1 protein-coding gene is annotated in these 16,224 nt (G+C 76.2%); it reads right to left on the bottom strand.

Translation table 11 applies throughout. The features are described 5' to 3' along the window. Nucleotides 1-12 precede the first annotated feature (12 nt). Nucleotides 13-16,224 (bottom strand): type I polyketide synthase, encoded by a 16,212-nt coding sequence (locus ACIGQF_RS38110; protein WP_399720571.1) that lies wholly within the window; start codon nt 16,222-16,224, stop codon nt 13-15.

Here is a 16,224-nt window from a genome sequence, read left to right on the forward strand (position 1 = left end):
AAGTGGGCGGGGTCAGGACCCTGACGACCGGCCGAGTTCGTTGTCGATGAAGGCGAGGACCTCCTCGGCGCTCGCCGCCTCGATCCGTTCGTCGACGTCCGGCCGGCCGCTGTCCTGGCCGGCGTCGTCACAGGTGGCCAGCAGCAGCCGCAACCGCCCCGCGACTCCGCTGCGAGTGACCTCGTCGACGCCGTCGGACAGCAGCGCCGCCTCCAGCTGGTCCAGTACGGCCAGCGGGGACGGACCCCCGGCGGCGGCCTCGTCGCCGAACAGGGCCGGCGCCAGGTGGCGCGCGACGGCCTCCGGAGTCGGGTGGTCGAAGACGAGCGTGGCGGGCAGCCGGAGCCCGGTCGCCGCGGCGAGCCGCATCCGCAGCTCGACCGCCATCAGCGAGTCGAAGCCGAGCCGGCTGAAGTCGCGGTCGGCGGGGACTGCTTCCGCGCCGGCGTGGCCGAGCACCGCGGCCGTCTCCCCGCGCACCAGGTCCAGCAGGGCCCGGTGCCGCTCCTCCGCGCCGAGCGGCGCGAGGCGCTGTGCCAGCCCGCCGGCGGGGTCCGCCGCGGCGGCCGTACGGCGCCGGGTGCGCACCAGCCCGCGGAGCACCGCGGGGACGTCCCCGACGGCCGGCGCCGGGGCGCCGCGGGAGACCCTGGCGGCCACCGCCAGCGCGTCGCCGTGCTCCGCCGCGGCGTCGAACAGGGCGAGCCCCTGGTCCGGGGTGAGCGGCGGCATGCCGGAGCGCTCCATGCGCGCCAGGCCCGCGGCGCCGAGCGTGGCCGTCATGCCGGCGCCCTGGCCCCACGGGCCCCAGGCGAGCGACAGGGCGGGCAGGCCCTGTGCGGCGCGGTGCGCGGCGAGCGCGTCGAGGAACGTGTTGGCGGCGGCGTAGTTGCCCTGGCCCGGACCGCCGGTGACGCCGGCGACCGAGGAGTACAGGACGAAGCCGGCCAGCGGCAGGCCACGGGTGGCCTCGTGCAGGTGCCAGGCGGCGTCGGCCTTCGGCCGCAGGACCGTGTCCAGCTGCTCGGCGGTCAGCGTGCCGATGGTGGCGTCGTCGAGGACGCCGGCGGTGTGCACGACGGCGGTCAGCGGATGCTCGGGCGGCAGGCCCGCGAGGAGACCGTCGACGGCGGTGCGGTCGGCGACGTCGCAGGCGGCAACGGTGACCTCGGCGCCGAGCGCGGCGAGTTCGTCGCGCAGGGCGGTGGCGCCCGGCGCGTCGGGTCCGCGGCGCCCGGCGAGCAGCAGGTGCTTGATGCCGTGGCCGGTGACGAGGTGCCGGGCGAGCATCCCGGCGAGGCCGCCGGAGCCGCCGGTGATCAGGACGGTGCCGTCGCGGTCCCAGTCGCGCACCGGGTACGGGGCCGGAGCCGCCGGTTCCTGGGCTACGGGGGTGAGGCGGGCGACGGTGAGCGCGCCGTCCCGTACGGCGGCCTGGGTCTCGCCCGCGTCGAGCAACTGCGGCAGGGCGGCCAGCGCGGCGGCCTCCGCGGCGACGGTGCCACCGGTTCCGGAGCCGTCCAGGTCGAGCAGCAGGAAGCTGCCCGGGTTCTCCGACTGGGCTGAGCGGACCAGGCCCCAGGCCGGGGCCGCCGCCAGGTCGGGCACGTCCTCCTGCCCGGAGGCGACGGCGCCCCGGGTGACGAACACCAGGCGGGCCGCCGCGGTGCGTCCGTCGGTGGTCCAGCTCCGCAGCAGGTCCAGCACGGCGCCGGTGGTGGCGCGCACAGCGGCGGGCAGGCCGCCGTCGGCCGCCGGGTCGCCGGTGACCGGCGCGAGGACGACCGGAGGCAGCGGCGCGCCGCGCTCCAGCAGCTCGGTGAGCGAGGCGGCGCGGACGACGGGCCCGCGGTCCGCCGCGGCGAGGGCCGCGTCGAGCTCCGGCAGGCCGGCGCCGAGCACGCCCCACTCGTGGCGCGCGCCGGACGGCGCGGCGGTGTCCGCGGGCACCCAGTCCACCGTGAGCAGCGACGCGTCGTCGGTGCCCGTGGTCCGGGAGGGCAGGACGACGGTGGTGTCCAGGGTGAGGGCGGCGGTCAGGACCGGGGCGCCCTGCGGGTCGACCGCGGTCAGGTGGCGGCCGTCCGCTCCGTCGGCGGTGAGCCGCACCCGCAGCACCGAGGCGGACCCGGCGTGCAGGGTGAGGTCCCGCCAGGTGGCGGCGTCCCGGCCGGGGTCGCCGTCCGCCGGCTGTCCGGCGCGTACCGCGGCGTCCAGGAGCGCCGGGTGGACGGCGAAACCGCTCTCCCCCGGTCCCTGTCCGGTCAGCTCGATCTCGGCGAAGATGTCGTCACCGCGCCGCCAGGCCGCACGGACCGCGGCCGGGCCGGTGCCGTCGGCGAGCACGCCGAGCGGCTCCGCCTGCTCCGGCGGCCACACGGGCGCCGGGGCCGGGGCCTGCGGTGAGCCTGCGGCGAGGACGCCCGTGGCGTGCCGGGTCCACGGGGCGTCGGCCGCGCTGCCGGGCCGGGTGTGGACGGCGAAGGTGCGCCGCCCCGCGTCGTCCGGCGCGGAGACGCGGATCTGGAGACGCTGCGGTTCGGTCCCGGTGAGGACGAGGGGCGCGGTGACGGTCAGCTCCTCGACGGTCGGGCAGCCGGCCTCGTCGCCGGCCCGGACCGCGAGTTCGGCGAGCACCGAGGCCGGCAGGACGGTGCGGCCGTCCTGCGCGTACTCCGTGAACCAGGGCTGGTCGGCGGCGGAGAGACGGCCGGTGAGCAGGATCTCCTCGGACCCGGCGACCGCGGTCGCGGCGCCGAGCAGCGGGTGCCCGCCGGCTTCGAGGCCGAGCCCGGAGGCGTCGCCGGGGGCGGTCGCCGCCACGGTGGGCCAGTAGCGCTCGCGCTGGAAGGCGTAGGTGGGCAGCGGGACGCGGCGTGCTCCGGTGTCGGCGAGGACGCCGGCCCAGTCGACGTCGACGCCGGCGGTGTGCAGCCGGGCCGCGCCGGTGAGCAGGGCGCTCTCCTCGTCGCGGTCCTTGCGCAGCGCGGGCGTCACGATCGCGTCGACGGGCAGCAGGGGGCGGGCGAGGGCGGACAGCACGCCGTCGGGGCCGATCTCCAGGAAGGCGGTGACGCCGCGGTCCGCCAGCGCGTGGACGCCGTCGGCGAAGCGCACGGCCTCGCGGACGTGGCGCACCCAGTACTCGGCGGAGCAGTGCTCCTTGGCCGTGGCGACCTCGCCCGTCAGGTTGGACACCACGGGGATGCGCGGCCCCTCGTAGGTGACGCGCTCGGCGACCGCGCGGAAGTCGTCCAGCATCGGGTCCATCAGCGGCGAGTGGAAGGCATGGCTGACCGGCAGCCGGCTGGTCCGCCGGCCCCGCTCGGCCAGCTGCGAGGCGACGGCCAGAACGGCCGCCTCCGCACCGGAGACCACCACCGACGACGGCCCGTTGACCGCCGCGACCGACACCCCCGCCGCCAGCAACGGCACCACCTCCTCCTCAGAGGCCTCCACCGCGACCATCGCACCACCCACCGGCAGCGCATCCATCAACCGCGCCCGCACCGCCACCAGACGACACGCATCCTCCAGCGAGAACACCCCGGCCACATGCGCCGCCGCGATCTCCCCCACCGAATGACCGGCCACATAACCGGGCTTCACACCCCACGACGCCACCAGCCGGAACAGCGCCACCTCCACCGCGAACAACGCCGGCTGCGTGTACCGCGTACGGTTCAACAGCTCCGCATCCCCACCCCAGACGATTTCTTGCAGGGAGATGCCGAGTTCGGCCCGGAACTGGGCGAGGACGGAGTCCAGGGTGTACGCGAACACCGGGAAGCGCGCGTGGAGTTCGCGGCCCATGCCCAGGCGCTGGGCACCCTGGCCGGAGAAGAGGAAGGCGACGGTCCGCTCACGCGCCTCGGCACGGGCGGCCTCGACGACACCGTCGGCGTCGGCCAGCAGGACGGCCCGGTGCTCGAAGGCGGACCGGCTCGTCGCGAGGGAGTGGCCGATGTCGGTGGCGGACAGGCCGGGGCGCTCGGCGGCGAACGCGCGGACCCGCGCCACCTGGGCGTCGAGCGCGGCCTCGGACCGCGCCGAGACCGCCCACGGCGCGACGGCGGGCGTACGGGTGTCCTCGGCGGGGGCGGCCGGCTCGGGCGCGGGAGCCTGTTCCAGTACGACGTGCGCGTTGGTGCCGCTGATGCCGAAGGACGACACACCGGCACGGCGCGGGCGCCCGGACTCCGGCCAGGGGGTCTGCTCGGTGAGCAGCCGCACGGCGCCCGCCGACCAGTCGACCCGGGTCGACGGTTCGGTGACGTGCAGGGTCCGCGGCAGGCTGGCGTGCTGGAGCGCGAGCACCATCTTCATGACGCCGGCGGCACCGGCCGCGGCCTGCGTGTGGCCGAGGTTGGACTTCACGGACCCGAGCAGCAGCGGCCGTTCGCGGTCCTGGCCGTACGCGGCGAGCAGGGCCTGCGCCTCGATCGGGTCGCCGAGCACCGTGCCGGTGCCGTGCGCCTCGACCGCGTCCACGTCGGCCGGGGTGAGTCCGCCGGCGGCGAGCGCCTGGCGGATGACGCGCTGCTGCGCGGGTCCGTTGGGCGCGGTCAGGCCGTTGGACGCGCCGTCCTGGTTGACCGCGGAGCCGCGCACCACGGCGAGGATGTCATGGCCGTTGCGGACGGCGTCCGACTGCCGCTCGACGACGAGGACGGCGGCGCCCTCGGACCAGCCGGTGCCGTCGGCGGCGTCGGAGAACGCCTTGCAGCGGCCATCCGGCGCCAGCCCGCCCTGCCGGGTGAAGCCGGCGAAGCCGGTCGCGGTGGACATCACCGTCACGCCGCCGACCAGGGCTGTCGAGCACTCCCCGGCGCGCAGCGCCTGGCCGGCCCAGTGCAGGGCGACCAACGAGGAGGAGCAGGCCGTGTCGACGGTGACCGCCGGTCCCTCGAAGCCGAAGGCGTACGCCAGCCGGCCGGAGATGACGCTGGCCGCGAGCCCGGTGCCGGCGTGCCCCTCGACGTCTTCCCGGGCGCGCAGGACGAGGCTGGCGTAGTCCTGGCCGTTGGTGCCGACGAAGACGCCGGTGCGGCTGCCGCGCAGCCGGGCCGGGTCGGTGCCGGTGCGCTCGACGGCCTCCCACGCGGTCTCCAGGAGGAGCCGCTGCTGCGGGTCCATGGCGAGGGCCTCGCGCGGGGAGATGTCGAAGAAAGCCGGGTCGAAGTCGGCCGCGTCGTAGAGGAACCCGCCCTCGCGGGTCGCACTGCGGCCCTGCCCGTCACCGGCGAGCACGTCGAGGTCCCAGCCGCGGTCGGTGGGGAACGCGCCGATGCCGTCGCGGCCTTCGGCGAGCAGTCGCCACAGCGCCTCGGGCGAGTCGACGCCACCGGGGAAGCGGCAGGCCATGCCGACGATGACGATCGGATCGTCCGCGTCGGCGGCCTGGACGACCGCGGTGTCCTGGCCGGACCGCTCGCGTTCGCCGGTGAGTTCGGCGGTGAGGTGCTCGGCGAGGGCGCGCGGCGTCGGGTGGTCGAAGACCAGGCCGGGCGGCAGGGACAGACCGGTGGCGGCGGCCAGCGCGTTGCTCAGCTCCACCGCGGTCAGCGAGTCGAAGCCGAGGCCGCGGAAGGGCTTGTCGACGCGGATCGCGTCGCCTCCGGTGTGACCGAGCACGGTGGCGGCCGTGGTGCGTACGACGCCGAGCACTACGGCGGTGCGGTCTGCGGGCGCGGTGCCGGCCAGCCGGTCGCGCAGCCCGGTCGCGGCGGTCGCCTGCTGTCGGCGGGCGTCCCGCACCGAGCGGGCCGCCTCCTGGGCCGCTGGCAGCCCGGCGAGCAGCGGGCTCGGCCGCAGGCTCAGCAGCGCCTCCAGGAGTTGCGGCTGCTGGAGGTCGGCGAAGACGAGCGTGGGCCGCGGCTCGGTCACCGCGCGGGCCAGGGCCACCACGGCGAGGTCCGGGTCGAGCCGGCCGGCCGGGCGGGTGCCGGAGCGGGCACCGCGCTCGGCCATGCCCGCACCGGCCCATGCGCCCCAGGCGACCGAGGTCGCCGGACGGCCCCGGGCAACGCGGTGTTCGGCGAGGGCGTCGAGCACGGCGTTGGCCGCGGCATAGCCGGCCTGGCCGGGGTTGCCGACGGCGCCGGCGACGGAGGCGAACAGCGCGAAGACCGACAGGTCCAGGTCGCGGGTGAGCTCGTCGAGCAGCAGGGCGGGGGCGACCTTGGCGCGGAAGACCGCATCGAAGCGGTCGGGGGTGAGTGCGGTCAGAGTGCCGTCGTCCAGGACACCGGCGGCGTGCACCACGCCGGTCAGCGGGTGCTCGCCGGGCACGGTGGCGAGGACGCGAGCCAGCTGCTCCCGGTCGGCGGTGTCGCAGGCCTCGATGGTGACGCGGGCGCCGAGCGCGGTGAGTTCGGCGGCCAGTTCCTCGGCACCGGGCGCGGCGGGGCCGCGGCGTCCGAGCAGGAGCAGGTGGGCGGCGCCGTTGGCGGCCAGCCAGCGGGCCACGTGCCCGCCGAGCGCGCCGGTGCCGCCGGTGACCAGGACGGTTCCGGACGGCTGCCAGCCGGCTCCGGTGTCGTCGGTGGCGGTGGGCGCCGGCGTCATCCGGCGGCCGTACGCACCGGTGGCGCGCAGGGCGATCTGGTCCTCGTCGTCCGTCGCGGCCAGTACGGCGGGCAGGTGGCGGACGGCCCCGTCGTGGTCGGCGGGGAGGTCGACCAGGCCGCCCCACTGCCGCGGGAGTTCCAGCGCGGCGACCCGGCCGAGGCCCCAGACGGCGGCCTGGGCGGGCGCGGGCACGTCCTCGTCGGGCCGGACGGCGACGGCGCCGCGGGTCAGCGCGTACACCCGAGCCGTACCGCCGCTGTCGGCGACGGCCTGCACAAGGGCCGCGGTGGCGGTGACTCCGGCGGGCACCGCGCTGTCGCCCGCGCTCTCGTCGAGGGCGAGCAGCGAGACGACCGCGGTGACGTCCGCCTCCCGCGCCGCCTGCGTGAGGAGTGCCGCGAGCGCGGCGCGGCCGGTGTCCTCGGGGGTGAGGACCACGCGGCGGGCGTCCGTGCCGAGGGCGGCGACGACTTCGGTGACCCACGGGTCGTCGGCCGCGGCGGCCGGCACCAGGACGAGCAGGTGGCCGCCGGTGTGCTGCCCGGTGGCCAGGGGCAGTTGCTGCCAGGTCGCGCGGTAGCGCAGGGCGTCGGCGGCCGAGTCGGCGCGGCGGCGGGTGCGCCAGGCGGACAGGGCGGGCAGGACGGCGCCGAGGCGGTCGCCGTCGACGTCCAGGCGCTCGGCGAGGGACTTCAGGTCCTCGCGCTCGACGGCGGCCCAGAACTCGGCGTCGACGGCGTCGGAGCTGCCGCCGGGCCCGTCGGCGGCGAGCCGCGGCCAGTAGCGCTCGCGCTGGAAGGCGTATGTCGGCACGTCGGTGCCGCCGCGCGCTCCGGTGCCGGCGAGGACGCCGGCCCAGTCGACGTCGACGCCGCCGGCGTGCAGCCGGGCCGCGCCGGTGAGCAGGGTGCTCTCCTCGTCGCGGTCCTTGCGCAGCGCGGGCGTCACGATCGCGTCGACGGGCAGCAGGGGGCGGGCGAGGGCGGACAGCACGCCGTCGGGGCCGATCTCCAGGAAGGCGGTGACGCCGCGGTCCGCCAGCGCGTGGACGCCGTCGGCGAAGCGCACGGCCTCGCGGACGTGGCGCACCCAGTGCCCGGGGGCGGCGGGCGCGGTACCGGCCGTGGCGCCGGGGAGGAGGGAGACGACGGGGATGCGCGGGGCGGCGTACGTGAGGTCCTCGGCGACCGCGCGGAAGTCGTCCAGCATCGGGTCCATCAGCGGCGAGTGGAAGGCATGGCTGACCGGCAGCCGGCTGGTCCGCCGGCCCCGCTCGGCCAGCTGCGAGGCGACGGCCAGAACGGCCGCCTCCGCACCGGAGACCACCACCGACGACGGCCCGTTGACCGCCGCGACCGACACCCCCGCCGCCAGCAACGGCACCACCTCCTCCTCAGAGGCCTCCACCGCGACCATCGCACCACCCACCGGCAGCGCATCCATCAACCGCGCCCGCGCCGCCACCAGACGACACGCATCCTCCAGCGAGAACACCCCGGCCACATGCGCCGCCGCGATCTCCCCCACCGAATGACCGGCCACATAACCGGGCTTCACACCCCACGACGCCACCAGCCGGAACAGCGCCACCTCCACCGCGAACAACGCCGGCTGCGTGTACCGCGTACGGTTCAACAGCTCCGCATCCCCACCCCACATCACGTCCCGCAAGGAGACGTCCAGTTCGGCGTCGAGCAGGGTGACCGCCGCGTCGAACGCCTCGGCGAAGACGGGGAAGCGCGCGTGGAGTTCGCGGCCCATGCCCAGTCGCTGGGCACCCTGGCCGGAGAAGAGGAAGGCGGTGGTGCGCGGTACGGCCGCGCCCCTGGCGGCCTCGGGCAGGTCCGCGCCGGTGACGGGGTCGCCGGTGGGCGCGAGCAGGACGGCGCGGTGCTCGAAGAGGGCACGTCCGGTGGCCAGGGTGAGGGCGGTGTCCAGGGCGGGCAGCGTGCCGGCCGCCGCCCGCAGGCGGGCGAGCTGGGCGTCGAGCGCGTCCTCGGTCTTCGCGGAGACCGGCCAGGCCACGACGGCCGGTGCGGGCCGGTCACCGGTGGCGGCGGGCGCGGGCTCGGCCGGCGGCTGTTCGAGGACGACGTGCGCGTTGGTGCCGCTGATGCCGAAGGACGACACACCGGCACGGCGCGCGCGCCCGGTCTCCGGCCACGGCGCCTCCTCGGTCAGCAGCCGCACGGTGCCGTCGGACCAGTCGACGTGCGAGGAGGGTTCGGTGACGTGCAGGGTGCGCGGCAGCACGCCGTGGCGCATCGCCATGACCATCTTGACCAGCCCGGCCGCGCCGGCCGCCGACTGGGTGTGGCCGATGTTGGACTTCACGGACCCGAGCAGCAGCGGGCGTTCCGGGTCGCGGCCCTCGCCGTACGTGGCGATGAGGGCCTGGGCCTCGATCGGGTCACCGAGCGGGGTGCCGGTGCCGTGCGCCTCGACGGCGTCCACGTCCGCTGCGGCGAGCCCGGCGTCGGCGAGCGCCTGGCGGATGACGCGCTGCTGCGCGGGTCCGTTGGGCGCGGTCAGGCCGTTGGACGCGCCGTCCTGGTTGACCGCGGAGCCGCGCACCACGGCGAGGACGCGGTGGCCGTTGCGCCGGGCCTCGGAGAGCCGCTCCAGGACGAGGACGGCGGCGCCCTCGGCCCAGCCGGTGCCGTCGGCGGTGTCGGAGAACGCCTTGCAGCGGCCGTCCTGGGCGAGCCCGCCCATGCGGGAGAAGCCGGCGAAGTTGGCGGCGGTGGTCATGACGGTGACGCCGCCGGCCAGCGCCATGGAGCACTCGCCGGACCGCAGGGCCTGTGCGGCCAGGTGGAGCGAGACCAGCGAGGAGGAGCAGGCGGTGTCGACGGAGAGGGCGGGGCCCTCCAGGCCGAGGGTGTAGGCGAGGCGGCCGGACACGACACTGACGGCGAGGCCGGTGGTGGCGTGGCCCGCGATGTCGTCGCGGGAACGCATGACGAGTCCGGAGTAGTCCTGGCCGCTGACGCCCATGAAGACGCCGGTACGGCTGCCGCGCAGGGACTGCGGGTCGATGCCGGCGCGCTCGGCGGCCTCCCAGGACACTTCCAGCAGGATGCGCTGCTGCGGGTCCATGGCGAGGGCCTCGCGCGGCGAGATGCCGAAGAAGCCGGCGTCGAAGTCGGCGATGTCCCGCAGGAATCCACCCTGTCCTGCGAGGTCGTCCGCGGTGCCGCCGAGCGGCGGGTGACGGTCCCACTCGCGGTCCGGCGGGAAGCCGGTGATCGCGTCGGTACCGGACGCCACCAGGTCCCACAGCTCCTCTGGCGACGCGACGCCGCCGGGGAACCGACAGCTCATGCCGACGATGACGACCGGGTCGTCGGCCGCGCCGGCCACCGGTCCGGACGCGGTGACGGCGGTGGCCGCCTCGGCGCCGACGAGTTCGTCGAGGAGGTGGGCGGCGAGCTGTCCGGGCGTCGGGTAGTCGAAGATCAGGGTGGCGGACAGGGTGAGGCCGGACGCCTTGCCGAGGCGGTTGCGCAGCTCGATGGCGGTCAGCGAGTCGAAGCCGAGCTGCCGGAACTCGCGGCGGGCGTCGACGGAGTCGGCCGAGCCGTGGCCGAGCACGGTGGCCGCCTCGGCGCGTACCAGGTCGACGAGGAACGGCGTGCGCTCCCCCTCGGGCAGGGTGGCGAGGCGCTCGGCAAGCCCGGCGCGGGCTACGCCGGCCGAGCCGGCCCGGGCGCGGCGCCCGCCGGCGCGGACCAGGCCGCGCAGGAGGGCGGGGACGCCGACGGCGGCGGGCAGCGAACCGCCGGCCAGCCCGAGCGGCACGACGAGGGGCTCGTCGGCCGCGGTGGCGGCGTCGTACAGGGCGAGGCCGCGCTCGACGGAGAGCAGCGGCATGCCGCCGGCCTCGCCGACCCGGCGTACGTCCTGGTCGCTCAGCCCGCTGGTCATGCCGGCGCCCTGCTCCCAGGCACCCCAGGCGAGCGAGGTCGCCGGCAGGCCCAGGGCGTGGCGGTGGGCGGCGAGCGCGTCGAGGAAGGTGTTGCCGGCCGCATAGTTGGCCTGGCCGGGGCCGCCCATGACGCCGGCCGTGGACGAGTAGAGGACGAACGCGGCGAGGTCGAGGTCCCGGGTGAGGTCGTGCAGGTGCCAGGCGGCGTCGACCTTGGGCCGCAGCACGGTGTCCAGGCTGCCGGGCGTGAGGGACGCGACGGTGCCGTCGTCGAGCACGCCCGCGGTGTGCACGACCGCGGTGAGCGGGTGCGCGGCGGGGACGCCGTCGAGCAGGGTGGCCAGGGCGTCGCGGTCGGCCACATCGCAGGCGGCGAGCGTGACCTCGGCGCCCAGCTCGGTCAGCTCCGCACGGAGCTCCTGGGCTCCGGGTGCATCGGGCCCGCGGCGGCCGGCCAGCAGGAGGCGGCGTACGCCGTGCTCGGTGACGAGGTGGCGGGCGAGCACGGCGGCGAGGCCGCCGGTGCCGCCGGTGATCAGGACGGTGCCGTCAGGGTCGGGGCCCTGCGGCACGGTGAGCACGAGCTTGCCGGTGTGCTGGGCGCCGCTCATGAAGCGGAAGGCGTCGACGGCGCGGCGGACGTCCCAGTTGCGGACCGGCAGCGGGCTCAGCGTGCCCGTGTCGAAGAGGCCGACGAGGTCCAGCAGCATCTGCTGGATCCGGTCGGGGTCGACCATGCCGAGGTCGAAAGGGCGGTAGGTGATGTCGTCCGGGAGGGAGTCCGCGTCGCGGATGTCGGTCTTGCCCATCTCCAGGAAGCGGCCGCCGTCGCCGAGCAGGCCCATCGAGGCGTCGACGAACTCGCCGGCCAGGGCGTTGAGCACGACGTCAATGCCGCCGTCCCCGGCCACCTCGGCGAAGGCGTGCGCGAAGTCGAGGGTGCGGGAGGAGGCGATGTGGTCGTCGGCGACGCCGAGGGAGCGCAGTACGTCCCACTTGCCCTGGCCGGCGGTGGCGAAGACCTCGGCGCCGAGGTGGCGGGCTATCTGGATCGCGGCCATGCCGACGCCGCCGGCGCCGGCGTGCACCAGGACCTTCTCCCCGGCCTGGAGCCGTCCGAGGTCGAGGAGTGCGTGGTAGGCGGTGAGGAAGACCAGCGGCACGGACGCCGCGGCGTCCCAGGACCAGTCGTCGGGGACGCGGGTGAGGAGCCGCTCGTCGGCGATGCCGAGCTGGCCGAAGCCGCCGAAGAGCATGCCCATGACGCGGTCGCCGGGGGCGAGCCCGGTGACGTCGGGGCCGACCTCGGTGACCACGCCGGCCGCTTCGGAGCCGAACAGGCCCGCGTCTCCGGGGTACATGCCGAGCGCGTTGAGCACGTCGCGGAAGTTGAGGCCCGCGGCGTGGATGGCGACGCGGACCTCGTTGCCGGTGAGCGGCCGGCGGGCCTCGGGGTACGGCAGCAGCGCGAGGCCGTCGAGGCTGCCCTTGGCGCGGCTGCCCAGGCGCCAGGGGGTGCCGGGCGGCGGGACGAGGCTCCGGCCCGACTCAAGGCGGGCGAGCCGGCCGACGCGGACGGTGCCGGCGCGTACGGTGGCCTGCGGCTCGTCGGCGTCGAACAGGCCGGTGAGCGCGGGCAGCTGGGTGGCGGACTCCGCCGTGTCGTCGAGGTCGACGAGCAGCAGCCGGCCGGGGTTCTCGGACTGTGCGGAGCGCACCAGGCCCCACACGGGCGCGGCGGCCAGGTCGAGCGGGGCGCGCTCGCCGTCGGCGACGGCGCCGCGGGTGACGAACACCAGCTTCGAGCGGGCGAAGCAGTCCTCGGCGAGCCAGCGCTGCACCAGGTCCAGGACGGTACGGGCCAGTTCGTGGGCGGCGGCGGGGCCGCGCTCGGCGTCGCCGAGCAGCGGCACGGCGACCACGTCGGGCACGGGCACGTCGTCACGGGCGGTCAACTCGGCGAGGGTGGCGACCGGCGCACGGACGGTCGCCACCGCGTCGTCGGCGGCGAGCGCGACGGCCAGGCCGAGCCGGTCCTCCCCCAGGACGGCCCAGGTGGCCGGGGTGTCCGGGGCGGTGACGGTGCGCGGGGTCCAGTCCACGCGGAAGAGGGAACCGGTCTCATCGCGGCGGCTCGCGCTGTCGGTGTCCGGTCCCGCGGCGCGCAGGGTCAGGGCCTCGACGGAGACGACCGGCTGCCCCTGCGGGTCGACGGCGGCGATCTCCACCGCGTCCTCGCCGCAGCTGGTGATGCGGACGCGCAGGGTGTCGGCGCCGGACGCGTGCAGGGACACGCCGTTCCAGGCGAAGGGCAGCAGGCTGCGGTCGTCACCGTCGGCGGAGGCGAAGACGGTGCTGTGCAGGACAGCGTCGAAGAGGGCCGGGTGCAGGCCGAAGGCGTCGGCGTCGTCGGCCGGCAGGACGACCTCGGCGTAGATCTCCTCGGCGCGGCGCCACACGGCGCGCAGGCCGCGGAAGACGGGTCCGTAGTCGAGGCCGTTGCCCGCGTAGCGGTCGTAGAGCCCGTCGATGTCGACGGGGTCCGCGTCGCGCGGCGGCCAGACGGCGGCGTCGAAGCCGATGACGTGCTCGCCGCCGGTGATCCGGCCGGTGGCGTGCTGGGTCCAGGCGGCGTCCTGGTCCTCCGCCGGCCGGGTGAAGAAGCGCAGGTCGCGGGAGCCGTCCTCGTCGGCGGCGCCGACGGCGATCTGCATCTGGACGGCGCCGGTGGGCGGCAGCACGAGCGGCGCGGCGAGCATGAGTTCCTCGACGCGGTCGCAGCCGGCCTGGTCGGCGGCGCGAATGGCCAGTTCCAGGAAGCCGGTGCCGGGGAAGAGGACCATGCCGCCCACGGCGTGGTCGGCGAGCCACGGGTGGGTGGCGAGCGACAGGGTGCCGGTGAGGAGGAGTTCGTCGGACCCGGCGACGGACATGGCGGCGCCGAGCAGCGGGTGGTCGGCGGCGGCGAGGCCGAGACCGGTGGCGTCGGCCGGGCGGTAGGTGGCCTTGGGCCAGTAACGCTCGTTCTGGAAGGCGTACGTCGGCAGGTCGGCGCGGCGGGCCCGGGTACCGGCGTAGAAGGCCGGCCAGTCGACCGGCACGCCGGCCGTGTGCAGACGGGCGAGGGCAGCGACCACGGCGGGCTCCTCCGCGCGGTCCTTGCGCAGGACCGGGACGGTCACGGCCTCGGTGGCGGACTGCTGCGCCGTGGCGGCGAGCACCCCGCCCGGACCGAGCTCGACGAACACGCCAGCGCCCGCGTCGGTGAGGGCGCGGACGCCGTCGGCGAAGCGGACGGCCTCGCGGACGTGCCGGACCCAGTAGTCGGCGGAGCAGAGCAGGTCGTCGTCGGCGAGGGCGCCGGTGAGGTTGGAGACGACCGGGATCTGCGGTGCGCTGTAGGACAGGCCCTCGGCGACGGTGCGGAACCGCTCCAGCATCGGGTCCATCAGCGGCGAGTGGAAGGCGTGGCTGACCCGCAGGCGGGTGGTCCGGCGGCCGCGCTCGGCCAGCTGTCCGGCGACGGCGAGCGTCGCGGCCTCCTCGCCGGAGAGGACCACGGACGCCGGGCCGTTGACCGCGGCGATCGTGACGCCGTCGGTGAGCAGCGGCGCGACCTCGTCCTCGGTGGCCCCGACGGCGACCATGGCACCGCCGCGCGGCAGCGCCTGCATCAGCCCGGCGCGGGCGGCGACCAGCCGGCAGGCGTCCTCCAGGGTCAGGACCCCGGCAACGTGCGCGGCGGCGATCTCGCCGACGGAGTGTCCGGCGACGAAGTCCGGTGTCAGGCCCCAGGACTCGGCGAGGCGGTACAGCGCGACCCCGACGGCGAAGAGGGCGGGCTGGGTGAAGCCGGTCTCGTTCAGCGGCGCCTCCTCCGCGCCCCACATCACCTCGCGCAGGGAGCAGCCGATTTCTGCGTCGAGCGGCGCCAGCACGGCGTCCAGGGCCTCGGCGAAGACCGGGAACCGCGCGTACAGCTCACGGCCCATGCCGAGTTGCTGGGCCCCCTGGCCGGAGAAGAGGGCCGCGGTGCGGGTGCGGCCCGCGGCGTGGCCTTCGTACGTGTCCGGGGCACTGCCCTGCGCCAGCCAGGCGGCGAGCGCCTCGCGGCCCGCGGTGCCGGTCGGGTCGGTGACGACGGCGAGGCGGTGCTCCAGGGCGGCGCGGGTGGTGGCGAGGGAGTAGGCGGTGTCCAGCGCGGTCGGGGCGCCGTCGCCGCCGAGGCGGTCGAGCAGCGCGGTGACCTGGTCGCGCAGGGCGGCCTCGGTGCGCGCCGACACCACCCAGGGCAGGGCCTGCGGGATGCGCGGGACGGTGTCGTCCTCGGCCTGGACGGGCGCTTCCGGTGCCTGCTCGACGATGACGTGCGCGTTGGTGCCGCTGACGCCGAAGGAGGAGACGCCGGTGCGGCGCGCCCGTCCGGTCTCGGGCCACGGGCGGGCCTCGGTGAGGAGTTCGACGGCGCCGGAGGCCCAGTCGACGTGGGTGGAGGGCCGGTCGACGTGCAGGGTGGGCGGCAGCACGCCGTGCCGCATCGCCATGATCATCTTGATGACGCCGGCGACGCCGGACGCGGCCTGTGTGTGGCCCATGTTGGACTTGACCGAGCCGAGGAACAGCGGCCGCTCGCGGTCCTGGCCGTAGGTGGCGAGGATGCTCTGCGCCTCGATGGGATCGCCGAGCGGGGTGCCGGTGCCGTGCGCCTCGACCGCGTCGACGTCGCCCGCGCTCAGCCCCGCATTGCTGAGGGCCTGCTTGATGACGCGCTGCTGCGAGGGGCCGTTGGGCGCGGTGAAGCCGTTGGACGCGCCGTCCTGGTTGACGGCGGAGCCGCGTACGACGGCCAGGACCGGGTGGCCGTTGCGCTGGGCGTCCGACAGCCGCTCCAGCAGCAGGACGCCGGCGCCCTCGGACCAGCCGGTGCCGTCGGCCGCGTCGGCGAACGCCTTGCAGCGGCCGTCCCTGGCCAGTCCGCCCTGCCGGCTGAACTCCACCAGCGAGCCCGGAGTGGACATCACGTTGACGCCGCCGGCCAGCGCGAGCCCGCACTCGCCGTTGCGCAGCGACTGGACGGCCAGGTGCAGGGCGACCAGCGAGGACGAGCAGGCGGTGTCGACGGTGATCGCCGGGCCTTCGAGGCCGAGCGTGTACGAGAGCCGGCCGGACGCGGCGCTGGCGGCGATGCCGGTGCCGACGTCGCCGGTCGCGTCGTCCAGGGAGCGGACCAGCAGGTAGGCGTAGTCCTGCCCGTTGGTGCCGATGAACGCGCCCGTACGGGAGGAGCGCAGGCGGGTCGCGTCGATGCCCGCCCGCTCGATCGCCTCCCACGCCGTCTCCAGCAGGAGCCGCTGCTGTGGGTCCATGGTGACCGCTTCGCGCGGGGAGATCCCGAAGAAGCCGGGGTCGAAGTCGGCGATGCAGTCCAGGAAGCCGCCGCGCTGGCTGACGGAGGTGTCGCGGGCGTCGGTGCCGCTGTTGCGCAGCGCGTCGAGGTCCCAGCCGCGGTCGTCCGGGAAACCGGAGATCACGTCGGTGCCGGAGGCGACCATCTCCCAGAGCGCCTCCGGGGAGTCGACGCCGCCGGGGAAGCGGCAGCCGATGCCGACCACGGCGATCGGCTCCTTGGCCGTGGCGACCAGCATCCTGTTCTGCCGGCGCAGCCGGTCGGTCTCCTTGACCGCGGCGCGGAGTGCTTCAACAACGTTCTTGTCGGGCGCGTTCAT

It is taken from the genome of Streptomyces sp. NPDC053560, from assembly GCF_044544605.1.
Lineage (GTDB): Bacteria > Actinomycetota > Actinomycetes > Streptomycetales > Streptomycetaceae > Streptomyces.